Here is a 25,501-nt window from a genome sequence, read left to right as displayed (position 1 = left end):
CGGTCGTACGCTTGCCCCATGCAGAGCGCGTCGGAACGACCGGAGCATCCGGAACACGCCTACCCCGCCCACTGGGAGGCGGATGTGGTCCTCCGCGACGGCGGCACGGCGCGCATCAGGCCCATCACCGTCGACGACGCCGACCGGCTGGTCAGCTTCTACGAGCAGGTCTCGGACGAGTCGAAGTACTACCGCTTCTTCGCGCCCTACCCGCGGCTCTCCGCCAAGGACGTGCACCGCTTCACCCACCACGACTTCGTGGACAGGGTCGGGCTCGCGGCGACCGTCGGCGGGGAGTTCATCGCCACCGTCCGGTACGACCGCATCGACGAACGGGGGCGGCCCGCCGCCGCGCCCGCCGACGAGGCCGAGGTCGCCTTCCTCGTCCAGGACGCGCACCAGGGGCGGGGCGTGGCCTCCGCGCTGCTCGAACACATCGCGGCGGTGGCGCGGGAGCGGGACATCAGGCGGTTCGCGGCGGAGGTGCTGCCGGCCAACACCAAGATGATCAAGGTGTTCACGGACGCGGGATACACACAGAAGCGCAGCTTCGAGGACGGCTCCGTCCGGCTGCACCTCGACCTGGAACCCACCGACCGCTCCCTGGCCGTGCAGCGCGCCCGCGAGCAGCGGGCCGAGGCGCGCTCGGTGCAACGTCTCCTCGCCCCCGGGGCGGTCGCCGTCATCGGGGCCGGGCGCACACCGGGCGGAGTCGGCCGGACGGTCCTGCGCAACCTGCTGGGCTCCGGGTTCGCGGGCCGTACGTACGCCGTGAACCGCGCCCTGGAGGAGGGGACCGCCACGCTCGACGGGGTGCCGGCCCACCGCTCCGTCGGGGACATCGGTGAAACCGTCGACCTGGCCGTCGTGGCCGTGCCCGCCGAGCGTGTGCCGGAAGCGGTCGCCGACTGCGGCGAACACGGGGTGCAGGGCCTTGTCGTGCTCTCCGCGGGGTACGCGGAGAGCGGCCCGGAAGGGCGGGAGCGGCAGCGCGCGCTGGTACGGCAGGCCCGCTCGTACGGGATGCGGATCATCGGTCCGAACGCCTTCGGCATCATCAACACCTCGGCGGACGTCCGGCTGAACGCCTCCCTCGCGCCGGAGATGCCGGCCCCCGGACGGATCGGACTCTTCACCCAGTCCGGCGCGATCGGCATCGCTCTGCTCGCCGGACTGCACCGGCGGGGCGCCGGCCTCTCCTCCTTCATCTCCGCGGGCAACCGGGCGGACGTCTCGGGCAACGACTTCCTCCAGCACTGGTACGACGACCCCTCGACCGATGTCGTCCTGCTCTATCTGGAGTCGATCGGCAACCCCCGCAAGTTCACCCGGCTGGCCAGGCGGACGGCGGCGGTCAAGCCGGTGGTGGTGGTCAAGGGCGCGCGGCACAGCGGGAGCGCGCCGCCGGGACACCGCGTACCGGTCACGCGCATTCCACACGCCACCGTCTCCGCGCTGCTCCGGCAGGCCGGCGTCATCCGCGTCGACACGGTCACCGAACTCGTCGACGCGGGTCTGCTGCTCGCGGGCCAGCCGCTGCCGGCCGGGCCTCGTGTGGCGATCCTGGGCAACTCGGAGTCGCTCGGGCTGCTGACGTACGACGCCTGTCTGACGGAGGGGCTGCGTCCGCTGCGTCCGATCGACCTGACGACGGGGGCGAGCCCCACGGACTTCCGCGACGCGCTGGCGTCGGCGCTCGTGGACGACGCCTGCGACGCGGTCGTGGTGACGGCGATCCCGTGGGTCGGGGAGAACGGAGCGGTCGAGTCCGGCGACGGCGAGGTCCTCGCGGCCTTCCTCCGCGACGCGGTCGCCTCGGTCCCCACCCCCGCGAAACCGGTGGTCGTCGTCCACGTCGAGATGGGCGGACTGGCGGAAGCCCTCGCGGTGGCGACGAGCACGCGCCCGACGAAGCCACGGTCGGCGGCGACGGGCGCGCAGGCGTCGAGCGGCTCGCCGGCCGGACCGGCCGGCTCCGACGACGCCCGTACGCCACGGTCGACGGCGCCGGCTCCCACCGACGGACCGTCCGCGCGTCCGCCCGTCGGGGCGACCGGTGTCTCCGACGACCCGGGCCGGAGCGCCGACGGACCCGGGCCGGCGGGCGCCGCGGCGGGCGGGCCGGAGGCCGGCAGTCGTTCCGAGGCACCGGCGGCCGCGCCCGCCCAGCGGTTCGTCGCACCGGCGGCCGCCGACGACACGCCCGACCGCCGGGGAACCGGGAGCGGGGCTACGGGCAGCGGCTCCGCCGACGGGCCGGCACGCGGCGCGGACCTTTCCCCCCGGCCGGCTCCCCGCGGTGCGACCACGGACGCCCCGTTGGCGACGGCGGGGACGGGAACGGGCGCCGGTACGGCCTCGCGGGCCGGGACCGACGGTGGTGAGGGCATGGCCGGGACCGGAACGGGCGTCGGTGCGGCTTCGCGGGCCGGGACCGACGGTGGTGAGGGCATGGCGGGGACGGGAACGGGCGTCGGTGCGGCCTCGTGGCCCGGGAGCGGGCGTGGCGGTGGGGACGATGCCGCCTTCGGCGGTGCGGGGGCGGCCATTCCCGCCTACCCCGCCGCCGAGCGGGCCGTGCGGGCATTGGCCGAGGCCGTGCGGTACGGGGAGTGGCGCAGGCAGGCCGCCGAGCCGGGCCGGGTGCCCGAGTACGAGGACATCGACGAGGCCGGGGCCGCCGCGCAGATCGAGCGGGTGCTGGGCGCGGCGATGCCGGAAGCGCCGGAGAGCGCCGCCCGGGGCGTGACCCTCGACGCCGACGCGGCGAGCGAGCTCCTCGGGCGGTACGGGATCACCGTGCTGCCCACGCTGCCCGCGCCCAGCCCGGACGCCGCCGCCCTGGCCGCCGCCGGCCTCGGCTACCCCGTCGCCCTCAAGACGACGGCCCCCCACCTGCGCCACCGCCCCGACCTCGGAGGCGTACGCCTCGATCTCGCCACCGAGGAGCAACTGCGGACGGCCTACGCCGAGCTGACCGAAACCCTCGGCAAGCCCGCCGAGCTCCAGCCCGTCGTCCAGGCCATGGTGCCGCGCGGCGTGGACACCGTCGTGCGTTCCGCCATCGACCCGGCCGTCGGCGCCGTGCTCTCCTTCGGGCTCGCCGGAGCGGCCTCCGAGCTGCTCGGTGACATGTCCCACCGGCTCGTCCCGGCCACCGACCGGGACGCCGCCGAGCTCGTACGGTCGATCCGCACCGCCCCGCTCCTCTTCGGCTGGCGCGGCTCCGCCCCCGTCGACACCCCGGCCCTGGAGGAACTGCTCCTGCGCGTCTCCCGGCTCGTCGACGACCACCCCGAGGTAGTCGCCATCGCGCTGGAGCCCGTCGTCGTCGCGCCCCAGGGCCTCTCGGTCCTCGGCGCCACCGTCCGCCTCGCGCCGCCGCCGCCCCGCACGGACCTCGGCCCGCGGCGACTCCCGAACTACTGACGACCCCCCGACGAAGCGGCCAGGAGCGCCCCTTCCGACGGATTAGGATGGAGTCCATGGCAAAGACCGGTACGACGACCCAGGGGCTGCGCGCGGCGATCGAGCGCAGCGGCTACTACCCGGCCCTCGTGGCCGAGGCGGTGGAGGCCGCCGTCGGTGGCGAGCCGATCGCGTCGTACCTGGTGCATCAGGAGACCACGTTCGACTCCAACGAGGTCCGCCGCCATGTCACTGTCCTCGTCCTGACGGCCAACCGTTTCATCGTCAGTCACACCGACGAGCAGGCCGCGGACAGCAGCTCGCCGACGCCGTACGCCACGACGTCCACCGAGTCGGTCAAGCTCGACCGGATCTCCTCGGTCGTCGTCAGCCGCGTCGTCGCCAACCCGGAGTCGTACACCCCGGGCACCCTGCCCCGCGAGGTCGTCCTCACCATCGGCTGGGGCGCCGTCTCCCGGATCGACCTGGAGCCCGCGGCCTGCGGCGACCCGAACTGCGACGCCGACCACGGCTACACCGGCAACGCCACCGCCGACGACCTCAGTCTCCGTGTCAGCGACGCCGGCGACGGCCCGGACACCGTCCGCCAGACCCTCGCCTTCGCCCAGTCGCTCTCCGAAGCAACCGCGGCGACCCGCTGATGGTCCAGCCCACCACCGTCACCGGCTGGCCCGACGAGCCGCTTCCGATCGCGCTCGACACCGCGCCCGTGCCGGAGTACGGCTCCGGCTCGCTGGCCGATCTCCTCCCGACGCTCGTCGCCGGTCAGGGGGTGCCCGGCTTCGACGCCCGGATCACCGAGCTCTGCCCGGCCGACCGGAACTGCCTCTTCCTGATCGACGGTCTCGGCTGGGAGCAGATCAAGGCGCACCCCGACGAGGCGCCGTACCTCACCTCTCTCCTCGACTCCTCGCGCGGCGGCACGGGACGGCCGATCACCGCCGGTTTCCCCGCCACCACCGCGACCTCACTCGCCTCGGTCGGTACGGGACGGTTCCCCGGCACGCACGGCCTGCTCGGCTACACCGTCCGCAACCCCGAGACGGACGAGCTCATGAACCAGCTGCGCTGGAAGCCGTGGACCTCGCCGCGCCTCTGGCAGCCGTACCCCACGGTCTTCCAGCTCGCCCACGAGGCCGGGGTCCACACGGCCCAGGTCTCCTCGCCGATCTTCCAGGACACCCCGCTCACCAAGATCGCGCTGAGTGGCGGAACGTTTCATGGTCGGCTCTCCGGCGAGGAGCGCATGGACTTCGCCGCCGAGCAGCTCGCGGGCGGCGACCGCTCGCTGGTCTACACGTACTACAGCGAACTCGACGGGGCCGGACACCGCTTCGGCATCGACTCCGACGCCTGGCGCGGCCAGCTGATGTTCGTCGACCGGCTCGTGCAGCGCCTCGCCGAGCAGTTGCCGCCCCGCTCGGCGCTGTACGTCACGGCCGACCACGGCATGGTCGACATCCCCTTCGACGACCAGCACCGGATCGACTTCGACGAGGACTGGGAGCTGCGCGCGGGCGTCGCTCTCCTCGGCGGCGAGGGACGCGCCCGCCATGTCTACGCCGTGCGGGGAGCGGAGGCCGATGTGCTGACGTGCTGGCGCGAGGTGCTGGGCGAGCAGTTCTGGGTGGCGAGCCGGGACGAGGCCATAGCGCTCGGCTGGTTCGGCGACGAGATCGACGAGCGTGTCCACGGCCGGATCGGTGACGTCGTCGCCGCGTCCTACGAGGACGTCGTCATCACCGCGTCCGTCAACGAGCCCCACGAGTCGGCGATGGTCGGCATGCACGGATCGATGACTCCCGCGGAGCAGCTGGTGCCGCTCCTCGAAGTCCGTTCCTGACGTCGTCCCGCCCACGCCCGTCCTTCCCAACCTCCCCTCCACGACCTGAAAGGTCCTCGACCCGCCATGCCCGAGCTGGTGTTCTTCTCCGGAACGATGGACTGCGGAAAGAGCACCCTGGCGCTCCAGATCGGACACAACCGTTCTGCACGCGGGCTCCAGGGAGTGATCTTCACCCGTGACGACCGGGCGGGGGAGGGGAAGCTCTCCTCGCGCCTCGGCCTGGTCACGGAGGCGGTCGAGGCAGCCGAGGGCATGGACCTGTACGCGTACCTCGTCGACCAGCTGTCCAAGGGCGGCAAGGCCGACTACGTGATCGTGGACGAGGCGCAGTTCCTGGCACCGGAGCAGATCGACCAGCTGGCCCGGGTCGTGGACGACCTGGGGATGGACGTGTTCGCCTTCGGGATCACCACGGACTTCCGCACCAAGCTGTTCCCGGGGTCGCAGCGGCTGATCGAGCTGGCCGACCGGATAGAGCAGCTCCAGGTCGAGGCCCTGTGCTGGTGCGGCGCCCGCGCCACCCACAACGCCCGCACCGTGGGCGGGGAGATGGTCGTCGAGGGCGCCCAGGTCGTCGTCGGTGACGTGAACCGGCCGGCGGAGGAGATCGGTTACGAGGTCCTCTGCCGCCGGCACCACCGGCGCCGCATGACCAGTGCCTCGGCCCACGCGAGTGCCCTCTCCCCGGACGTCCTCCCCGTCAACAACGCCTGACGGCGTCCCCCGGCGCACACCGGCTGCCCGGCGTCCCCCGGCGCACACCGGCTGCCCGGCGTCCCCGGCGTCCGCCGCGCGGGCGGCCTCAGGCGAGGGCCGTGACGGCCGCAGTGGCGAACGCGTGGTCCTGCTCCGGGGCGCCGCCGCCGACGCCGACGGCGCCGACGAGGCGGCCGTCCCGGTGGACGGGGACCCCGCCGGCGATGAAGAGGAGCGGGCGGTCCAGAGCCGTGGCGAGGCTGTGGAACGGGCCGTCCGGCTTCACCAGATCCACCAGGTCGGCGGTGGGAGCGTTCAGTTGGAGGGCTGTGTACGCCTTGCGGGTGCTGGTCTCACCGGACACCAGGACGGCCCGGTCGTCGCGCCGGAAGGCGAGCAGGTGACCGCCCGCGTCCAGGACGGTGACGCTCACGGTCGCTCCGACGGCTTCGGCGGCGCGGCGGGCGGCAATCAGCAGGGTCTCGGCGTCCTGGGTGCTCAGCGGGGTGACGGCGGTGGTGCTCATGGTGCGTGCTTCCTTCGTCGGGCGAGGAGGGGGCTGGGGTCCGAGGTCAGTGGTGGGCTGCGGCGGTGGCGGCCGCCGGTGACGGCGTGGCGGCGGGAATCACCGCCACGACCCGGGAGCGGGCCTTGGTGCGCCTGTCGAGGAACGCGGCCAAGAGGGCCAGGAGCAGGGCGGTGGCGGAGAGCAGCGCGCCGACCCAGTTCGGGGCGGTGTAGCCGAGACCGGCGGAGATGACGACCCCACCGAGCCACGCGGCCAGCGCGTTGCCGAGGTTGAAGGCGCCGATGTTGGCCGCCGAGGCCAGGGTGGGCGCGGCGGTGGCCTGGTCGAGGACCCACTTCTGCAGCGGCGGCACGGTGGCGAAGCCGAGGGCGCCGATCAGGGTGAGGGTGATCGCGGCGAGCACCTTGTCGTGCGCGGTCGCCGTGAAGAGCAGCAGGGCCAGGGCCAGGGCGCCCAGGGTGGTGAAGAGCAGCGGCATCAGGGCCCGGTCGGCGAACCGGCCGCCGAGGAGGTTGCCCAGGAACATGCCGATGCCGAAGAGGACGAGCAGCCAGGTCACGGCGCCTTCGGTGTAGCCGGTGACCTCGGTCATCATCGGGGTGATGTATGTGATGGCCGCGAACACGCCTCCGTAGCCGAGGACGGTCATCGCCATGGCGAGCCAGACCTGGACGTTCTTGAACGCGGCGAGCTCGGTCCGGACGTTCGCCGTCCGGGGACGGCCCTGCGCGGGCACCAGCTTGGCGACGCCGAGGAGGCCGAGGACACCGAGGGCGGCGACGACGACGAAGGTGACCCGCCAGCCGAGGGCCTGGCCGAGGAAGGTGCCGCCGGGGACGCCGACGATGTTGGCGACGGTCAGCCCCATGAACATCAGGGAGATCGCGGACGCCTTCTTCTCCGGGGCGACCAGGTCCGCGGCGACGACGGAGCCGATGCCGAAGAAGGCGCCGTGGGCGAGCGAGGCCACGACCCGGCCGATCAGCATGACGCCGAAGCCGGGCGCGAAGGCGGAGAGCGCGTTGCCGACGATGAAGAGACCCATGAGGAACATGAGCATCTTCTTGCGGGAGACCTTGGTGCCGAGCACGGTCAGGAGCGGGGCTCCGAGGACGACGCCGAGGGCGTAGCCGGTCACCAGCCAGCCGGCGGTGGGGATCGAGACGCCGAAGTCGCCGGCGACCTGGGGCAGGACGCCCATGATCACGAACTCGGTCGTGCCGATCCCGAAGGCCCCGATGGCCAGGGCCAGGAGCGCGAGAGGCATGGCGAAGCACCTTCCGAAAATATTGCAGGGGAGTCTTACGAGCTTCGACAATAATTGCAGACGCGGTATATGTGCAAGCGGTGGATAATGGCGTGCGAGGGGCAAGTCGCTCGTCCTGGTCCATCGGGCCCCCGCACCTCCTGTTCACCCGTGGTGCGCCCGAAGATCTCCTGGAGATCGGACACGGGACGCCGGACTGGGCGGTAATGGGCCTCGCCACCCGCGTCGCCGCACGGACATCCCGCGCCGCCGCCCGAGCCACCCGCGTCGCCGTACGACCATCCCGGAGGACCTGTGCCCCCTACAGCCGACACCGTGCCCGTCGGCGTACGGCCCCCGGCCGACGGCGGCAGCGACAGCGGCGACGACGGCGGCCGGGCCCGTCCGGCGCGACTGGTCGCCCGCGCCCGGCACAGCATCCGCGTACGGGCGGCCGCCGGCGCGGCCCTCCTGACCTGCCTCGTGTTCTGTCTCGGCGGGCTGCTCGCCGGCACCCACCCCTTCGGCCCCACGACCCGCAACACCGTCGACCTCGGCCAGCAGTACCTGCCGTACCACGCCTATTGGCGCAAGCTCCTGCTCGGCGAGGCGGAGGGTGACCTCTTCCTGAACTGGAGCACGGGCTTCGGTTCGAACTTCCTCGGCGACTACGGCACGTACCTCAGCAGCCCCTTCGACCTGCTGGTCGTGCTCTTCCCTGCCGACCGGATCGAGCTCGCCCTCTACGTCATCACGGCGGCCAAGATCACCGCCGCCGGTGCGGCGATGGCCGTGCTGCTCCTGCGGCTGCGGCGCGGCCCCTGGCCGGTGGCCGCCGTGCTGGGAGCGGCGTACGCGCTGTGCGGCTGGACCTTGAACTACGCGGCCACGGTCCCGATGTGGCTCGACGGGCTGCTGGCCTTCCCGCTCCTGTGCCTCGTGGGGGAGTGGGCCCTGGCCGGGCGCCGCCCCGTTCTCGGCCCGCTGATCGTGGCCCTGGCCTGGTTCGCCAACTTCTACACCGCCTACATGGCGACCGTCGGCGCGGCCGTGGTGCTGGCCGTCCGGCTGTTCACGGCCGACGACACCGGTCGCCTGCGCCTGGCCGGACTGGTGCGCGCCGCCCGGACCGTCCTCGTCGGGATCGCGCTCGCGGCGCCGCTCGTGCTGGTGATCTTCCTGGGCACCCGCGGGGCCGACCCGACCCCCGAGGTGACGTTCACCGCCGTCGCCTGGTCGGAAGTGTTCGCCCGAGTGCTGCCGGCCACGGCGAGCGTCGCCAGCCCCGCCCTGTTCATCGGCACTCCGGCCCTCCTCCTGGCCCTGACCCTCCCCTTCAACCGCGCCGTGGCGCCCCGGGTCCGTATCGCCTGGACGGCCGCGGTCTGCCTGGTCGCGCTGTCGATGCAGTGGGAGCCCACCCATCTGCTCTGGCACGCGGGCGCCTCGCCCAACGGCATCCCGTACCGTCAGACCTTCGTTCTCTGCGGCCTGTTGCTGATCGCCGCCTGGGTGTCCACCGCCCGGGGGCTGCCCGCGCCGGCCGCGCTGCTCGGCGCCGCGGCGCTGCTCGCCGCGATGGCGTACGCCGCCCGGGGCAGCGCCGTCGTCGACCCCTGGACCTACCCCGCCTTCGCCGCCGCCCTGGTCCTCGCCGCGCTCGCCGCCGCGGCCGTACTGCTCGCCCGCCGGTACGCCGCCGGGGCCCGGGTGCTGCTCGCCCTGGCCGTCGCGCTCCTCGTCCTGGCCCAGGCGGGCGAGACCACGATCACGGGCGGCAGGATCGAGAAGAAGCAGCTGAGCCAGGTCTCGTGGTCTCCGCGCGTCGGGCCGTGGCAGAACGACATGGCCCGGGCCACCGCCCGCGCGGACGCCTGGCCACGGCACCGTACGGAGCCGGGCGAGGTGCCGGGCGGCAACGACCCCCTGCTCGTGGGAGGACAGGGCGCGGACCTCTACTCCAGCCTGACCTCGGAGGTCTACTCCCGTACGCTCTCCGCCCTGGGCTTCGGCTACTACGCCAAGGGCCGCCACCCGGTCGGTCTGGACAATCCGGTGACCGACGCGATCTTCTCGATCGGCACCAGGATGCGCTCCACGCCCTCGGCGCCCGTACGGCAGGACACGCTGCCCGAGGCGGTCATCACCACCACCCACACCGTCGTGCCGCCGCTCGTCACCGTCCGCCCGGACGTCCGGCTGCCCGCGCACGGGACCGGATTCGGTGACTCCGCCTTCGCCAACCAGGAGTTGCTGCTCGGCTCGCAGGTGTACGAGGTGCCGGCCGGACCGCGGCGTACGGACGGACCCGCGAACACCGCCACCCTGACGGCCTCCTGTCCCGCGCACAGCCAGGTCTGGTTCTGGGCCCCCGAGTACAGGGGCACCGCGGCCCTGGACGGAGGAGATCCCGTCTCCTTCGTCGGCAGACTGCCCGCCGTGCTCGGTCCGATGCGGCCGCTCGGCACCGTTCCGGCCTCCGGCTCGGTACGGATCGACCTGCGCGGCGACCGGTCGGCCCCCAACCTGCCCCGGCAGCCGGTCGGCTGCCTCGTCCAGGAGCGACTGGACGCGGCCGTCAGAGAGTTGACGGCGACCGGAGCCACCACCGTCCACGTCTCCGGTCACGGCCTCACCGCCGAACTCCCGCCCGGCAGCAAGGGAACCGCCGTCATCGCCGCGCCACGGATCTCCGGCTGGCGCTGCGCGGCCGGCGATGCGCCGCAGGCCCCCGCCCAGCGGTACCTCGGCCTCCTGGCCGTCCCGCTCGACGGCCGGGCGACCACGGTCACCTGCGCGTTCCGGCCCCCGGGCCTGCGTCTCGGTGGCGCGATCGCCGGCGTCGGGCTCCTCGCCCTGCTGACGATCGCCTACCGGAGCCGGTTTCTCCGCAGGACCGGAAGAGTTCACCCGGAGTGCACATCCGGCTCGTCCGGCGGGAATTGACGACGGATACGCTGCCCGCCCGGCCGGCGTTCGTCCGGACGTCGTACGTCGTGACTCGATCACCCGTCAGGGGTCCGATCACCGTCATGAGCTCGATCGCCTGCGTGCCCCGGCGCCTTCGTGATCGACCGATTGCCTGTTCTGTTGAGTGTTGGGATTCCGAGTGCCGAAACTGTCCGTCATCGTGCCGTTCCACAATGTCGGGATCTACGCGCCCGACACCATGCGCAGCCTCGCGAACAACGCGGACCCGGACTTCGAGTTCCTGCTGGTCGACGACTGCTCCACGGACGAGACGCCGTACGTTCTGGACCGCTGGCGGAGCCGCGTCCCGAACGCCACCGTGATCCGCCACGAGACGAACCAGGGGGTGGCGCAGGCCCGCAACACCGGCCTGGACGCGGCGAGAGGGGACTACGTCACCTTCCTCGACGGCGACGACTGGTACGCCCCCGGCCATCTGAGCGCCATGGTCCGCGGCATCGAGGAGCTGGGCTGCGACTTCGCCCGCACCGACCACGTGCAGTCGACCGGCCCCGCACGCAGCATCCGCTACGCGCCCGCCCCCCGGCGCGACACCGTGATGAACCCGCGCGACGGAATCGCCCCCGCCAGCATGGTGACGATGGTGGACTACCCCTTCGTCCCCTTCGGCATCTACAGCGGACGCCTCTTCGAGAACGGCGCCTCACGCTTCGAGACGGCGCTGCGTACCGCCGAGGACCGGTTGTGGATCTGGCGCCTCCATCTGAGAGCCAGGACCTACGCGGCGCTCAGCCTGCACGGAGTCTTCTACCGGCGCGGTGTCACCACCTCGCTCACCCAGATCACCGACAACCGCCAACTGGACTTCATTCCGTCGTACGACCTCCTCCTCGAAGAGGTGTCGAAGGACCCCGAGGCCGACCGCTTCCTGCCGAAGGCGGTCCGCACCTACTGCGCCATGATCGCCTTCCACATGGGCAAGGCCGACCAGTACGAGCCGGCCGTGACCAAGCGGCTCCGGCAGAACGTGACCGACGCCCTGCGCCGCATGCCGCAGCAGGTGCTCGACGAGACCCTGGACACGATGGACAGCACCCGCAGCACGCTGCTGCGGAGCCTGCGCGCCACCGGAAGGACCGCCTGACCCATGACCGCGCGACCACGCATCCAGATCTTCCAGGTGTCGACGCTGTACGGCGCGGCCACGCTGGCGGCGGCGCTCGACGCGGGCCTGTTCGGCGCCCGCGAGGACGCCCGGCGGATCCTGCTCGTGTCCCACAACGCCGAGATCCCGGAGACGGCCCTGCGCCTCGACGCGATGACCGGCTACGACCGGATCGTCGCCCGGTTCGACGAGACCGTCGACTGGAACGAGGCCATCCACCCGCACCACCCCAGCTCCTGGGCCCCCCGCCCCGAGGAGGTGGTCCTGTGGCAGCGGGTCTTCCGCACGGCGTGGGGACTGGGCGACGCTCCGGTCGAGCTGATCGTCGAGTCCATCCAGGTCAATCCCGCCAAGGCCCTCGCCGCCCTCTTCGCCGAGAGTTCCGTCCAGCTGTACGCCGACGGACTGATGAGCTACGGGCCGACGCGCGGCGAGCTGCCGCAGTCGATCGCCTGCCGCGTCCGGCGCCTGCTCCACCTCGACCTGGTGCCGGGGCTGCGTCCGCTGCTGCTGGCCGAGTACGGCGTCGAGCCCGAACTGGTCCCCGACGCGGCGTTCCGCGCCGTGCTCGCCGAGATCGCCGAGGCGGCGGAGGACGACCGGCAGGTGAGGGCGGCGGTCGCGGCCGAGCCCACCGCCCTCCTCCTCGGCCAGTACCTCGCCGCCCTCGGCATCCTCACCGCCGACGAGGAGGAGGAGCTGCACATCCGGATGCTCCGCGGAGCAGCCGCGGCCGGGCACACGTCGGTCGTCTTCAAGCCGCACCCGACCGCGCCCGCCCGCTACTCGACGGCCCTGCACGAGGCGGCCGAGGCGTCCGGCGTACGTCTCACGGTCCTGGACGGCCCGCTGCTCGCCGAGACCTTCTACGAGCGCTGCCGGCCGCGACTCGTCGTCGGCTGCTTCTCCACCGCCATGCTCACCGCGTCCGTCTACTACGACGTCCCGATCGCCCGGGTGGGCACCGGCACGGTCCTGGAACGGCTCAAGCCGTACGAGAACAGCAACCGGGTGCCGCTGACCGTCGTGGACCACATCGTCGCGGACCTGGAGTCCGGCGACGGCCCGGCCGTCCCCGGCGCCGCGCCGGGGACGCTGACCCCGCTCGTGCGCGCCGTGGGCCACTGCATGCAGCCGCGGCTCCACCCCCTCCTGCGCGCGGAGACGGCGGCGTACCTCACGGCGCGTCAGGGCGACGAGGACACCGCCCGGTACTTCCAGCGGGAACGGCTGACCGAGCTCGGACTTCCCGGCGGCGACGCGCGGACGGCCGGGTCCCGGCTCCGCCGGAGCCTCACCCGGAGCGGCCGGAACTGACCCCGCTGGCCCCGGGGCGGCCGGGGGCGACGGCCCCCGGCCCCAGACCGGTCAGGCCGCCGGCGAAGCCGCCGACCGGACGATGGTGAAGACCGCGCCCTCCGGGTCCGCGACCAGGGCGCGCCGGCCCGGCGTGCCCTCCTCCGGCGGCCGCAGCACCCGGCCGCCAAGCTCGGCGACCAGGTGGGCGGCCGCGTCGGTGTCGGCGACCTCGAAGGACGTCATCCAGTGCGCGCCCCGGTCACGGGGGAGGGCCGTACCGACGCCGTTCAGGGACGCGACCGGGCGGCCCGCCAGACGGAGCGTCACCCGGTCGAAGTCCGCGGAGTCGACCGGCTCGGCCTCGTACCCGAACACGCTCCGGTAGAACTTGCCGACCGCCGAGGTCTCGTACGTCAGCAGTTCGTTCCACACCGGCGTCCCGGGCGGCCCCGCGGCCGCGATGCCGTGGTGCAGCTCGGCCTGCCAGACCCCGAAGACGGCGCCGGTCGGATCGGAACAGATCGCCATCCGTCCGGCCTCGGCGGCGTCGATCGGGCCGACGGCGACCGTCCCCCCGCAGCTGCGGATGGCCTCCGCGGTCTCGTCGGCGTCGTCCGTGGCCAGATAGGGCGTCCAGGCGACCGGCAGATGCCGATCGGGCGGCAGCTGGCCGATCCCCGCCACTTCCTTGCCGTCGAGCAGCGCGCGGGCGTACGGGCCGAGCTGCCGCGGCCCGGGAACGAACTCCCAGCCGAACAGCGCGCCGTAGAACTGCTGGGTCGCGTCAAGCCCGTGCACCATCAAACTCACCCAACAGGGTGTACCGGGTGTGCGCCGAGTCGCCTCGGTCATCGTCACTCTCCTCGGACCATCGTCGTGGCCGTACGGGGGGACAAGCCGTGCGCACGGGCGCGTACGGGCGGTGGGAGCCGGGCCCTCAGGGCTCCGTAGCGGATTACTGCCCGCCGTTCGGCTGTCGTACGCGCGGCGGTGCCGCGCGCCCCGTGCAGATGCTCGCACCCCCGGGCGCGCCGCGCGCCAGGGCCGCGCCGTGCTTTGGCGGGATCCCGCGCGAGGATGCCTGGTTCTCCGGTCCGCCGTCCTGCCGTGGTCCGGTGCGGCGCGGGCTGCGCGAGGATGGCACCCATGAAGCCCATCATCACCGCAAGCGAACTCGTGAGTGAGTCGGCCGGGGCCAGGCCGCCGGTCCTGCTGGACGTCCGCTGGCAGCTCGGCGGCCCGCCCGGACGGCCGGCGTACGAGGCCGGGCACCTCCCCGGCGCGGTCTACGTGGACCTGGACAGGGAACTGGCCGGTCCGCCCGGCACCGGCGGGCGCCACCCGCTGCCGGACGTGGCGGAGTTCGGAGCGGTGATGCGCCGCGCGGGCGTCTCGGGGGACACGCCCGTCGTCGTCTACGACGACTGGCTCGGCTGGGGTGCGGCCCGCGCCTGGTGGCTGCTGCGCTGGACGGGTCACGCGGACGTACGGGTCCTCGACGGCGGTCTCGCGGCGTGGACGGCGGAGGGACACGGCCTGTCGCAGGAGACCCCGAGCCCGGAGCCGGGCGACTTCGCGCCGCGACCGGGCGCCGTCGGCCTGCTCGACGCCGACGGCGCCGCTGCCCTGGCCCGCTCCGGCCTGCTGCTCGACGCTAGGGCGGCGGAGCGCTACCGCGGCGACGTGGAGCCCATCGACCCGGTCGGCGGCCACATCCCGGGCGCGGTGTCGGCCCCGACGACGGAGAACGTGGACGAGACGGGCCGCTTCCTGCCCGCGGAGGCCCTGGCGGCGCGCTTCTCGAAGCTCGGCGCCGACGCGGTCCTGGGCACGGCCGGCGAGGCGGCGGACACCGTCTCGGGCGAGGCCGTGGGCGTCTACTGCGGCTCGGGCGTATCGGGCGCGCACGAGGTGCTGGCGCTGACGATCGCGGGCATCCCGGCCGCCCTCTACGCCGGTTCCTGGTCGGAGTGGTCCAACGACCCCACCCGCCCGGTGGCGACGGGCCCGAACCCCTAGACGGCGTATGACTTGCCGTGGGAGAAGGGGCCCGCGCCGAGCAGGCGCGAGCCCCTTCTTCCCTACGGACGTCAGTCCTGCTTCTTCCTTCGCGTGCCGAAGACGATCTCGTCCCAGCTGGGCACCGCCGCGCGGCGGCCCGGGCGGACGCCGTCCGCCTCGGCCTGGCGGTCGGTGGTGCCCGTCAGGCGGTCGCGGTGGCCCGAGACCGCACGGGGCATCAGGACGTCGGCGTACGCCGCGCCCGCGCCCGCCGAGGCGGCAGGTGCCGGAGGCTCTTCCGCCTCGGGGTCGTCGGAGGGCTCGGACGACGGCGGTTCGGAGTTCCGGTCCGGGACGACCATGTCGCCACGGAAGCTCGGCACGGCCTCCAGGAGGCTCGTGAGCGAGTCCCGTTCCTCCTCCGGCTCGGCAACCGGAGCCGGCCGTTCCTGCTGACGCTCCATCTGACGGTCCAGGGCACGGTCCAGCGGCCGGTCGCGCGGCAGCCGGGCGATGCGCGGCACGAAGGGGAAGCTGGGCTCCGGCGCGGCGGCGATCGTGTCGTCCGTCTCGCCGATCAGCGCGCGCGCCTCGTCGTCCACGGCCTGGACGAGCCGCCTGGGCGGGTCGTACGTCCAGCTCGCCGTGTGGACCTCGCCGGCCACCCGGTAGACGAGCAGCACCTCCCAGGTGCCGTCGTCACGGCGCCAGGAGTCCCACTGCACGGTGTCCTTCTCGGCGCCGCGCAGCAGCAGCCGCTCCTGCACCGCCTCACCGAGCTGCGGTCCGGTGTTCTCGCCGGGCCTGCGGACGGGCGTCTTACGGGCCCGCTCCGCCATGAACGCCCGCTCCGCGAGCACGGGGCCCTCGAAGCGCCGTACGCGGTCGACGGGGATGCCGGCGAGCTGCGCGACCTCCTCGGCGGAGGCACCGGCACGTATCCGCGCCTGGATGTCGCGGGGGCGGAGGTGGCTCTCCACCTCGATCTCGATCTGACCGAGCCGCGCGCGGTCGTTGCGCACGGCGGCGCGCAGCCGCTCGTCGATCGGAAGCGTGTACTCCGTGCTGTCAGCAGCCTTCAGCACCAGTCGTGTGCCGTCGTTGGAGACGGCCACGACACGCAGTTCGGGCATGGGGACCTCCCGGGTGGTGCCTGCCGACGTCACGTGCGTCGCTGCTTCCGCTAGTCGAGTGTGGCCTGCCCGGGTGCAGCCTGCCACAACCTTGCCGAGTTGCCCGGCGTGTCGGGCATGGACCCTGGAACGCCGTTATGGCACGGTTACCTGTCTGCAACGCAGAGTGACAGCTCGTCACGCTGTGCATCGGGCGACCGTGCGGTGCCGCGGCGCCGCCGGTTCGAGCGCCACGTTCGGCCCCCTCCCGTTGGACCCCGAGCACCCTCGCGAGAGCCCGGACCCAGGGCTCGACACAGTACTCCATTCGGGCCACCTGAGTGGACCGGCACGCCGCTCAACTTCTCCGGAGGTACGGGAGTTGAGTCTCCGGCATGCCCGCTCGCACGTGTCGCTCTTCACAGAACCAGCAGAAACGGAACTTTTCACTTCGCCCATTTGTCCCTTCTGGGTATGGAGAAGGAGCAGAACGGTGAGAAGAAGAAGCGGCTCGACCTGAGCGTCGCTCAGGTCTCGGGCAGTGCGGTCGCCGCGGTCGTCGCCGCCAAACTCGCCTCCACCCTCGGCGTGTACGGCACGATCCTCGGCGCCGGTGTGATCAGTGTCATCGCGACCTGCGGCGGTTCCGTCTTCCAGCACCTCTTCAAGCGCACGGGAGAGCAGATACGAGTCGTCGCCGTGCCGGCCGAACCGCCGACGGCGGCGGCACGGCGGCAGGCGGCGGACCGCGCGCGGGTTCTCGCGACCGTCGGCGGACGCGAAGCGTCCTCGTACGGCGAGGGAAGCGTCGGGGGAAGCGGCGACGGGTTCGGCGAGGAGTTCGGCAGGGCCACCACGCACGGCACGCGTGTCCGGGGCTGGAAGCGCTCCGGCATCGCGGCCGCGCTCGTCTTCCTCATCGCGATGGGAGGCATCACTACCTACGAACTGATGTCCGATCAGGACTTCAGCGGGACCAAGGGGACCACCACCTTCGGCTCGGTCGTCCGTGGCAACGGCGGCAGCGGCAGCGGCGACGGGAGCGGAGTCCCGACCGATCCCTCGACCGGCCCGACGCCCTCCGGACAACCGTCGAACGAGCAGCGACAGCGGCAGCGGGAGCCGGAGGGGACGGGCGACGGGGCGGTCACGCCGTCCCCGGGCACCGGTGGGAACACCCCCGACCCCGCTCCGACGCCCTCGCGTTCGGCCGGGGACGACCCGAGGCCCCCGGCCACCCCGACGCCCACACCCTCCGGCGCGACGCCGACCGCGGACCCGACGGGGAGCCCGTCCACCGCCACCGGGGCCGGTGGCCAGGAGGCTCCGCCGGCCGGCTGACCGTCAGTCCCCGAGGACCCGGCGCAGATAGTCGTTGGCGAAGAGCCGTTCCGGGTCGAGACGGTCGCGCAGCGCCGTGAACTCGGCGAAGCGCGGATAGACCTCGGAGAAGTACGCGGCGTCCCGGGTGTGCACCTTGCCCCAGTGCGGCCGGCCGCCGTGCGCGGTCATGATGCGCTCCACCGCCGTGAAGTACCCGCGGTAGGGCGTCCCCTTGTAGAGATGGACGGCGATGTACGCCGTATCCCGGCCCGATGCCGTCGAGAGCGCGATGTCGTCGGCGGGGGCCGTCCGCACCTCCACCGGGAAGCTCACCTTGAGCGGCGAGCGCTCCAGCATCGCCTTCACCTCGCGCAGCGCCGCGACGGCCGCCTCGCGCGGCAGGGCGTACTCCATCTCCAGGAAGCGCACCCGGCGCGGGGAGGTGAACACCTTGTACGGGATGTCGGTGTACGTACGGGCCGACAGCGCGCGGCTGGAGATCTTGGCGAGCGACGGAATGACGGGAGGGACCGCACGGCCCAGCGAACAGGCGAGCTGGAAGACCCCGTTGGAGAGCAGCTCGTCGTCGATCCAGCCGCTGACCCGTCCGGGCGGCGCGGCCGGGCCGGCGCTGCGGTTGTTGCGCTTGGTGTTGCAGTTGTCGGTGTGCGGGAACCAGTAGAACTCGAAGTGCTCGTTCTCCGCGTGCAGCGCGTCGAACTCCGAGGTGACCCGGTCGAAGCTCATCGGCTCCTCGCGCGCGGTGAGCAGGAAGACCGGCTCCACGGCGAGGGTGAGCGCCGTGACCACACCGAGCGCGCCGAGTCCGATCCGCGCGGCCGCGAAGACCTCGGGATTCTCCTTCTCGGAGCAGGTCATCAGCCGGCCGTCGGCGGTGACCAGCTCCAGCTCCCGGATCTGCGCGGCGATCGAGGCCGAGTCGCGGCCCGTGCCGTGCGTGCCCGTGGACGTGGCCCCCGCGACCGTCTGCTCCATGATGTCGCCCATGTTCGTGAGCGACAGGCCCTCCCGGGCCAGCGCCACGTTGAGCCGCTTGAGCGGAGTGCCGGACTCCACCGTGACCGTCATGGCCTCGCGGTCGATGTGCCTGATGCCCGTGAGCAGATCCGGCCGGACCAGCACGCCGTCCGTGGCGGCGATCGAGGTGAAGGAGTGGCCGGTGCCGACCGTCTTCACCCGGAGCCCGTCCGAGGCCGCCTCCCTGATCGCGTCGGCCAGCTCCTCGGCCGAGGCCGGGCGCACCTCCCGTACGGGACGGGAAGTGACGTTCCCCGCCCAGTTACGCCACGGGCTGCTCGCCGTCCTTGCGCTCGTCGTCCGCTCTGTCGGCGTCCTGGTCACGCTGCCCCTCCCCAGTCGGCACCGGCCTGCGCAGCCGGCGGTACCCCAGGAGACCCACCAGGGCCGCGAGCGCGCCCGAGACGACGGGCACCACGTACGCCGCTTCCGCGCCCGAGGCGTCGACCATCCAGCCGGCGGCCGAGGAGCCGAGCGCCACACCGATCGCCAGCCCGGTCCCTGTCCAGGTCATGCCCTCGGTCAGCATGGTGCGGGGTACGTGCGCTTCGACGAGGGCCATGGTGGTCACCATCGTCGGTGCGATGGACAGGCCCGCGACAAAGAGCGCCACGGCCAGCAACGGCAAGTTCCCGGCCAGTAGGAGGGGGATCATACTCACGGCCATCGCGCAGACGCCCAACAGCCACCTGCGCGAGGGCTCGCCCTTGAGGTGCAGCAGGCCGAACACGGCGCCGGCCAGGCAGGAGCCCAGGGCGTAGACCGCGAGCACCAGACTGGCGGCGGCCTTGCTGCCCTGCTCCTCCGCGAAGGCCACGGTCACCACGTCGACCGAGCCGAAGATCGCGCCCGTCGCGACGAAGGCGAGGGCCAGTACCTGCAGGCCGGGGGAGCGGAGCGCGGAACCCCCGGAGTGCCCGTCGCTCGGGTGCGGCTCGGGCTCGGTGGCGCGCAGCGAGGTCAGCCAGAAGACGCCGATGGCGAGGAAGACGGCCGCGAAGAGCGGCCCGGCCTCGGGGAACCAGATGGTCGAAAGACCGATGGAGATGATCGGACCGAAGATGAAGCACACCTCGTCGACGATCGACTCCCAGGAGTACGCGGTGTGCAGCCGGCGCGCCTCCCCGTGGTAGATGGCGGCCCAGCGGGCCCTGGTCATGGCGCCGAGGCTCGGTACGCAGCCGATCACCGCGGTGAAGACGAACAGCGTCCAGTCCGGCGCGCCCTGCTGGACGCAGAGCAGCAGTCCGGCGGCGGCGACCAGCGAGACGAGGGTGACCGGCCGCAGCACCCGGCGCTGGCCGTACCGGTCGACCAGCCGGGAGACCTGCGGACCCAGCACGGCGGCGGCCATCGCCATGGTCGCGGAGAGCGCGCCCGCGAGCCCGTACCGCCCCGTGACCTGGGAGATCATGGTGACGATGCCGATGCCCATCATGGACAGCGGCATGCGGCCGATGAATCCGGCGACCGAGAACGATCTGGTGCCGGGCGCCGCGAAGATCGCGCGGTAAGGACTGGGCAAGGGGATCTCCGGGCATCTGCTCAACACGTGTAATTAATAGCTAAAGCCTACGGCCTTGAACTCGGTGCCGCAGCAGCATTTTCGGCCGGGGCGCACCATCGGCCGTCAGCGCCGGGTGGGAGGATCGGTGCCATGTCCGATCAGCACGATCCCGCCCCGTACGACGCTCTTCTGCTGCTCTCCTTCGGCGGCCCCGAGGGCCCGGACGACGTCGTCCCCTTCCTGGAGAACGTCACCCGCGGCCGAGGGATCCCCAAGGAGCGGCTGAAGGAAGTGGGGCAGCACTACTTCCTCTTCGGTGGCGTCAGCCCGATCAACGACCAGAACCGCGCACTGCTCGACGCGCTGCGCCAGGACTTCGCGCGGGCCGGCCTCGACCTGCCGGTCTACTGGGGGAACCGGAACTGGGCGCCGTACCTCACCGACACCCTGCGGGAGATGGTCACCGACGGCAGGCGTCACATCGCCGTCCTCGCCACCAGCGCCTACGCCTCGTACTCCGGATGCCGGCAGTACCGCGAGAACCTCGCCGACGCACTCGCGGAGCTGGAGGCGGAAGGGCTTCCGCTGCCCCGGGTCGACAAGCTCCGGCACTACTTCAACCACCCCGGCTTCGTCGAGCCCATGGTCGAGGGCGTGCTCGCCTCGCTGGCCGACCTCGACGAGTCCGTCCGGGCCGGCGCGCACCTCGCCTTCACGACCCACTCCATCCCCGACTCCGCGGCGGACACCTCCGGCCCCGCCGGCGAGCACGGCGACGGCGGCGCCTACGTGAAGCAGCACCTCGACGTGGCCCGGGTCGTCGTCGACGAGATCCGCGAGCGGACCGGCGTCGAACACCCCTGGAAGCTCGTCTACCAGTCCCGCAGCGGCGCCCCGCACATCCCCTGGCTGGAGCCGGACATCTGCGACCACCTGGAGGAGCTGCACGCAGCCGGCGTCCCGGCCGCCGTGATGGTCCCCATCGGCTTCGTCTCGGACCACATGGAGGTGGTGTACGACCTCGACACGGAGGCCACCGCCAAGGCGGCCGAGCTGGGCCTTCCCGTACGGCGCTCCGCGACGGTCGGGGCCGACCCCCGGTTCGCGGCGGCCGTGCGGGAGCTCGTCATGGAGCGCGCGGCGAGCGAGCGCGGCGTCCGGGCCGAGCGCTGCGCCCTCGGCGCCCTCGGGCCCTCCCACGACCTCTGCCCGATCGGCTGCTGCCCGGCGAGGGCGGAGCGTCCCGCGGCGGCCGGAGCCGACAGCCCGTACGCATGATCCCGCGCACGATCCGTACGCATGAGGAGCACCTGTGACCCAGCCCGTGAACCCTGTGCCGACCGACCCTCTGCTCGCCGAACTGCTCGACCTCGCCCTGGAGGCCGCACGCCGGGCGGGCGCGCTGCTCCGCGACGGCCGGCCCGACGACCTGGCGGTGGCGAAGACCAAATCCAGCCCGATCGACATCGTCACCGAGATGGACATCGCCGCCGAGAAGCTGATCACCGGATTCCTCGCCGAACACCGGCCCGAGGACGGCTTCCTCGGTGAGGAGGGCGCCGCCGCCCCCGGGACCAGCGGGGTCCGCTGGGTGATCGACCCGCTCGACGGCACCGTGAACTACCTGTACGGGCTGCCCACCTGGGCCGTCTCCATCGCCGCCGAGCGCGACGGCGAGACCGTCGTCGGCGTGGTCGAGGCCCCGATGCGGAACGAGACCTTCCGGGCCGTGCTCGGCGGCGGCGCGTACCTCGGCGAGCGCCGCCTGGCCGCCCGCCCCGCGCCCCCGCTGGAGCAGGCGCTGATCTCCACCGGCTTCGCCTACGTGCAGACCCGGCGCGCCCGCCAGGCGGACATCGCGCAGCGGCTGATCCCGCGCCTGCGCGACATCCGCCGCGGCGGATCGGCCGCCATCGACCTCTGCGACGTCGCCGCGGGCCGTCTCGACGGCTACTACGAGCGCGGTCTCGCCCCCTGGGACCTCGCCGCCGGTGACCTCGTCGCCCGTGAGGCGGGCGCCCTGACCGGTGGGCGGCCCGGAGAGCGCCCCTCGGGCGAGCTGGCGATCGCGGCCCCCCGGGGCGTCTTCGAGCCGCTCCAGGAGCTTCTGGAGGAGTTCGAGGCCTGGCACGACTGAGGGCGTCCGCCGCCCGGCCGGCGGACCCGCACGCGAAGGGGCCCCGGTGTCGTCGACACCGGGGCCCCCGCACGTCAGGGATCAAACGCTGACGGCGCCGACCTCCACGCCGTGTTCGGCGGCCAGGCGGTGCAGGTCCTCGAGTTCGGCCTGCTCGACCTCCGCGAGGAAGTCGTCGCCCGTCTCGCGTGCCCGTGTGAGGTCGGTCTGCGCAGTCCTAATGCGCTGCAGCAGTCCTGCGGTGAAAGCGTCCATCGTGCGCCCCCTCGTCATGGGTCGGTGGCACGGGGGTGTGCCGAGGGTGGGTCGGATCACACGCTGCAACCTCTGGGGACAGAGCGGTCGGTGGCGCGCCACATACAGGGCGTGATCTCGGGGTGTGCAGACGTCCTCCCCACGGCGTTCCTCACAGAAACCTCAACTGGCCCGTGAATCCGGTGAATTCTCCGCACGCCCCTTTTCCGACCCCGTCCGTGCACCTACACGCCCCCCACCTCGCCCGCGTGCCTTCCGGCTCCGGCGCCACAGCCGCCTTACAGCCGGTTTACGCGCGTACGGGGCAGGATGGGCACGCACAGTCAGTGCCAGTCAGTGCTTCGGAAACCGCCCCGTCCGTGTGAAGGACAAGGGCCCGCAGGAAGGAATGCGACGTGCGCGTACTCGTCGTCGAGGACGAGCAGCTGCTCGCCGATGCGGTGGCCACCGGACTGCGCCGGGAGGCCATGGCGGTCGACGTCGTGTACGACGGCGCCGCGGCCCTCGAACGCATCGGGGTGAACGACTACGACGTGGTGGTCCTCGACCGGGACCTCCCCCTCGTCCATGGTGACGACGTCTGCCGCAGGATCGTCGAGCTGGGGATGCCCACCCGCGTCCTGATGCTCACGGCCTCCGGCGATGTCAGCGACCGCGTGGAGGGCCTGGAACTGGGCGCGGACGACTACCTCCCCAAGCCCTTCGCCTTCACCGAGCTCACCGCGCGCGTGCGGGCCCTGGGCCGGCGTACCACCGTGCCCCTGCCGCCCGTCCTGGAGCGCGCCGGCATCAAGCTCGACCCCAACCGCCGCGAGGTCTTCCGCGACGGCAAGGAGGTCCAGCTCGCGCCGAAGGAGTTCGCCGTTCTGGAGGTCCTGATGCGCAGCGAGGGCGCGGTCGTCTCGGCCGAGCAGCTCCTGGAGAAGGCCTGGGACGAGAACACCGACCCGTTCACCAACGTCGTACGGGTCACGGTGATGACGCTGCGCCGCAAGCTCGGCGAACCGCCCGTCATCGTCACCGTCCCCGGCTCCGGCTACCGGATCTGATCCGATGGCCGCGACCCCCGCGCCCCCTCAGGCGCCCCCGAAACCCACCTGGGACCCCAGGGACCCGGTCAGGCCCCTGCTGCGGCCGACGATCCGCATACGGCTCACCCTGCTGTACGGCGGCATGTTCCTGATCGCCGGCATCCTGCTGCTCTCGATCATCTACCTGTTCACCGCCCAGGCGCTGGGCGAGAGCGCCTCCGCGCTGCCCTTCAAGGTCGTCGAGGGCAAGGTCCAGCCGACCACCTCCTGGTGCCGGCTGCCCGTCCAGGGCACCGGCGAGCAGCTCAACGAGGCCGTCTCCGCCTGCCTGCGGCACCAGGGGGACATGGCGCTGGACGACCTCCTGCGCCGCTCCCTCTTCGCCCTGCTGGGTCTGAGCATCATCGCCTTCGCCTTCGGCTACGCGATGGCGGGCCGGGTGCTCTCGCCCCTGGGCCGGATCACCCGGACCGCCCGCCAGGTGGCCGGATCGGACCTGGCCCGGCGGATCGAGCTGGACGGCCCGGACGACGAGCTGAAGGAGCTCGCGGACACCTTCGACGAGATGCTGGAACGCCTGGAGCGGGCCTTCACGGCCCAGCAGCGGTTCGTCGCGAACGCCTCGCACGAGCTGCGCACCCCCCTGGCGATCAACCGCACGCTGCTGGAGGTCCATCTCTCGGACCCGGGGGCGCCCGTGGAGCTCCAGCAGCTCGGCAAGACCCTGCTCGCCACCAACGAGCGCAGCGAGCAGCTGGTGGAGGGCCTGCTGCTGCTCGCCCGCAGCGACAACCAGATCGTCGAGCGCAAGCCCGTGGACCTCGCCGAGGTCGCCTCGCGCGCCATCGACCAGGTGCACGCGGAGGCCACGGCCAAGGGCGTCGAGATCCGCGGCGAGCGGGCGCTCGCCGTCGTCCAGGGCAACGGCGTGCTGCTCGAGCGGATCGCCCTGAACCTCGTCCAGAACGCCGTGCGGTACAACCTGGCCGAAGAGGGGTGGGTGGAGGTCACCACCGAGACGCAGCACGGCCAGGCGGTCCTCGTCGTCTCGAACACGGGCCCCGTGGTCCCCGCGTACGAGATCGACAACCTCTTCGAGCCCTTCAGAAGGCTCCGGCAGGAGCGGACCGGGAGCGACAAGGGGGTCGGTCTCGGCCTGTCGATCGCCCGTTCCGTCGCGCGGGCCCACGGTGGCCGTATCATCGCGGAGCCCCGCGAAGGCGGCGGTCTCGTGATGCGTGTCACTCTCCCGATCTGACACACTTCGGGTACCAGCCGGTTCCGTTCGCTTTGCGCGGAATTACCGGGTCCCGTTTCTGAGACGCTCATGTGTGATCGATCACAGGAACGAACACCCGGCTCTCTACTCTCCGTGATCGAGAATGCCCTCGGAAAACCCGGAAACGTCCGGGTTTCCGGGGCCCTGGATGACGGGAAGTACACGGGGTGGCGCCCGTGAAGTACGGCAGGAGGACCGTGTACGGTCCCGTTCGCCACCCAAAGCCGCTCACTCGTGAGAGGGCCGGTTGGGTGTCGATTGAGTAACAGACCTTGATGTGAGGCAAAATCTCCGCCTCGGGTCGGGCACAAGTCCGGCCTCTCACGCGTTACGTGCGCTGGAGACACCGCAACCACCCAGAGGGGGAGAGCGACATGGCAACGGATTACGACACCCCACGCAAGACCGACGACGACGTCGATTCGGACAGCCTTGAGGAACTGAAGGCTCGCCGGAACGACAAGTCGACCTCGACGGTCGACGTCGACGAGTTCGAGGCCGCCGAAGGCCTGGAGCTGCCCGGCGCGGACCTCTCGAACGAGGAGCTCGCCGTACGGGTCCTGCCGAAGCAGGCCGACGAGTTCACCTGCATGAGCTGCTTCCTCGTGCACCACCGCAGCCAGCTGGCTCGGGAGAAGAACGGTCAGCCGATCTGCCGCGACTGCGACTGAGGATCG

The 25,501-nt window shown here is 72.4% G+C and carries 21 protein-coding genes; 14 read left to right on the top strand and 7 right to left on the bottom strand.

The features are described from left to right. The first annotated feature begins 18 nt into the window (after window positions 1-18). From ACZ4VW_RS26680 to ACZ4VW_RS26665, 4 genes are all read left to right on the top strand, one after another. Window positions 19-3,429, top strand: a complete 3,411-nt coding sequence (locus ACZ4VW_RS26680) for a GNAT family N-acetyltransferase (RefSeq protein ID WP_467966639.1) — start codon at window positions 19-21, stop codon at window positions 3,427-3,429. Window positions 3,430-3,485: 56 nt separating this feature from the next. After that, window positions 3,486-4,070, top strand: a complete 585-nt coding sequence (locus tag ACZ4VW_RS26675) for a DUF5998 family protein (protein WP_355106181.1) — start codon at window positions 3,486-3,488, stop codon at window positions 4,068-4,070. Continuing rightward, a complete protein-coding gene (locus ACZ4VW_RS26670) occupies window positions 4,070-5,272 on the top strand; it encodes an alkaline phosphatase family protein (RefSeq protein ID WP_467966637.1) in 1,203 nt (400 codons plus the stop codon). Before ACZ4VW_RS26675 ends, ACZ4VW_RS26670 begins: the two co-directional genes overlap by 1 nt. Before the next feature lie 66 nt (window positions 5,273-5,338). Further along, the gene (locus ACZ4VW_RS26665) at window positions 5,339-5,989 is read left to right on the top strand and encodes a thymidine kinase (RefSeq protein WP_467966635.1); all 651 of its coding nucleotides are present in this window, start codon (window positions 5,339-5,341) and stop codon (window positions 5,987-5,989) included. Between the two features lie 88 nt (window positions 5,990-6,077). Here ACZ4VW_RS26665 and ACZ4VW_RS26660 read toward each other — a convergent pair whose 3' ends face one another. Both ACZ4VW_RS26660 and ACZ4VW_RS26655 read right to left on the bottom strand, forming a co-directional pair. Beyond that, on the bottom strand, window positions 6,078-6,497 hold the full coding sequence (locus ACZ4VW_RS26660) for a GlcG/HbpS family heme-binding protein (protein ID WP_467966633.1): 420 nt from the start codon (window positions 6,495-6,497) through the stop codon (window positions 6,078-6,080). Between the two features lie 46 nt (window positions 6,498-6,543). Further along, window positions 6,544-7,767, bottom strand: a complete 1,224-nt coding sequence (locus ACZ4VW_RS26655) for an MFS transporter (protein ID WP_467966631.1) — start codon at window positions 7,765-7,767, stop codon at window positions 6,544-6,546. Between the two features lie 294 nt (window positions 7,768-8,061). Here ACZ4VW_RS26655 and ACZ4VW_RS26650 point away from each other — a divergent pair, with 294 nt between their 5' ends. The 3 genes from ACZ4VW_RS26650 to ACZ4VW_RS26640 all read left to right on the top strand — a co-directional run bounded on the left by ACZ4VW_RS26650 (window position 8,062) and on the right by ACZ4VW_RS26640 (window position 13,159). Beyond that, complete coding sequence (locus tag ACZ4VW_RS26650) at window positions 8,062-10,692, top strand: YfhO family protein (RefSeq protein ID WP_467966629.1); 2,631 nt, start codon at window positions 8,062-8,064, stop codon at window positions 10,690-10,692. 163 nt (window positions 10,693-10,855) lie between these two features. Then, window positions 10,856-11,821, top strand: coding sequence for a glycosyltransferase family 2 protein (locus tag ACZ4VW_RS26645; RefSeq protein ID WP_467966627.1), 966 nt, complete (start codon window positions 10,856-10,858; stop codon window positions 11,819-11,821). Window positions 11,822-11,824: 3 nt separating this feature from the next. After that, window positions 11,825-13,159 (top strand): polysialyltransferase family glycosyltransferase, encoded by a 1,335-nt coding sequence (locus ACZ4VW_RS26640; RefSeq protein ID WP_467966625.1) that lies wholly within the window; start codon window positions 11,825-11,827, stop codon window positions 13,157-13,159. A gap of 51 nt (window positions 13,160-13,210) precedes the next feature. Here ACZ4VW_RS26640 and ACZ4VW_RS26635 read toward each other — a convergent pair whose 3' ends face one another. After that, window positions 13,211-13,993: a VOC family protein gene (locus tag ACZ4VW_RS26635; protein ID WP_467966623.1), complete on the bottom strand. Its 783-nt coding sequence runs from the start codon at window positions 13,991-13,993 to the stop codon at window positions 13,211-13,213. A gap of 294 nt (window positions 13,994-14,287) precedes the next feature. Between ACZ4VW_RS26635 and ACZ4VW_RS26630 the strand changes: the two genes are divergently transcribed. Next, the gene (locus ACZ4VW_RS26630) at window positions 14,288-15,160 is read left to right on the top strand and encodes a sulfurtransferase (protein ID WP_467966621.1); all 873 of its coding nucleotides are present in this window, start codon (window positions 14,288-14,290) and stop codon (window positions 15,158-15,160) included. A 71-nt stretch (window positions 15,161-15,231) separates the two neighbouring features. Here ACZ4VW_RS26630 and sepH read toward each other — a convergent pair whose 3' ends face one another. After that, window positions 15,232-16,308 (bottom strand): septation protein SepH, encoded by a 1,077-nt coding sequence (gene sepH / locus ACZ4VW_RS26625; protein WP_467966619.1) that lies wholly within the window; start codon window positions 16,306-16,308, stop codon window positions 15,232-15,234. A 420-nt stretch (window positions 16,309-16,728) separates the two neighbouring features. On the opposite strand from sepH, the gene ACZ4VW_RS26620 reads away from it, so the two are divergent. Beyond that, window positions 16,729-17,595, top strand: coding sequence for a hypothetical protein (locus ACZ4VW_RS26620; RefSeq protein WP_467966617.1), 867 nt, complete (start codon window positions 16,729-16,731; stop codon window positions 17,593-17,595). Between the two features lie 3 nt (window positions 17,596-17,598). Here ACZ4VW_RS26620 and ACZ4VW_RS26615 read toward each other — a convergent pair whose 3' ends face one another. After that, the gene (locus ACZ4VW_RS26615) at window positions 17,599-18,939 is read right to left on the bottom strand and encodes a D-arabinono-1,4-lactone oxidase (RefSeq protein WP_467966615.1); all 1,341 of its coding nucleotides are present in this window, start codon (window positions 18,937-18,939) and stop codon (window positions 17,599-17,601) included. After that, window positions 18,878-20,140, bottom strand: a complete 1,263-nt coding sequence (locus tag ACZ4VW_RS26610; RefSeq protein WP_467966612.1) for an MFS transporter — start codon at window positions 20,138-20,140, stop codon at window positions 18,878-18,880. Before ACZ4VW_RS26610 ends, ACZ4VW_RS26615 begins: the two co-directional genes overlap by 62 nt. Window positions 20,141-20,272: 132 nt before the next feature. Here ACZ4VW_RS26610 and ACZ4VW_RS26605 point away from each other — a divergent pair, with 132 nt between their 5' ends. Continuing rightward, window positions 20,273-21,400, top strand: coding sequence for a ferrochelatase (locus ACZ4VW_RS26605; RefSeq protein WP_467966610.1), 1,128 nt, complete (start codon window positions 20,273-20,275; stop codon window positions 21,398-21,400). A gap of 34 nt (window positions 21,401-21,434) precedes the next feature. Further along, entirely contained in the window at window positions 21,435-22,259 is an 825-nt protein-coding gene (locus ACZ4VW_RS26600) for an inositol monophosphatase family protein (RefSeq protein ID WP_467966608.1), read from the top strand. A gap of 81 nt (window positions 22,260-22,340) precedes the next feature. Here the strand turns inward: ACZ4VW_RS26600 and ACZ4VW_RS26595 are convergent, their stop codons facing one another. Further along, a complete protein-coding gene (locus ACZ4VW_RS26595; protein WP_467966606.1) occupies window positions 22,341-22,514 on the bottom strand; it encodes a hypothetical protein in 174 nt (57 codons plus the stop codon). A 395-nt stretch (window positions 22,515-22,909) separates the two neighbouring features. Between ACZ4VW_RS26595 and ACZ4VW_RS26590 the strand changes: the two genes are divergently transcribed. From ACZ4VW_RS26590 to ACZ4VW_RS26580, 3 genes are all read left to right on the top strand, one after another. Next, a complete protein-coding gene (locus tag ACZ4VW_RS26590) occupies window positions 22,910-23,563 on the top strand; it encodes a response regulator transcription factor (protein ID WP_355106214.1) in 654 nt (217 codons plus the stop codon). A gap of 4 nt (window positions 23,564-23,567) precedes the next feature. Further along, a complete protein-coding gene (locus ACZ4VW_RS26585; protein ID WP_467966604.1) occupies window positions 23,568-24,803 on the top strand; it encodes a sensor histidine kinase in 1,236 nt (411 codons plus the stop codon). 395 nt (window positions 24,804-25,198) lie between these two features. Further along, entirely contained in the window at window positions 25,199-25,495 is a 297-nt protein-coding gene (locus tag ACZ4VW_RS26580; RefSeq protein WP_003955561.1) for a DUF4193 domain-containing protein, read from the top strand. The last annotated feature ends 6 nt before the right edge of the window (window positions 25,496-25,501 follow it).

The sequence above is a fragment of the Streptomyces sp. NPDC029139 genome, assembly GCF_055564335.1.
This window is presented reverse-complemented; position numbering and strand designations above follow the sequence as displayed.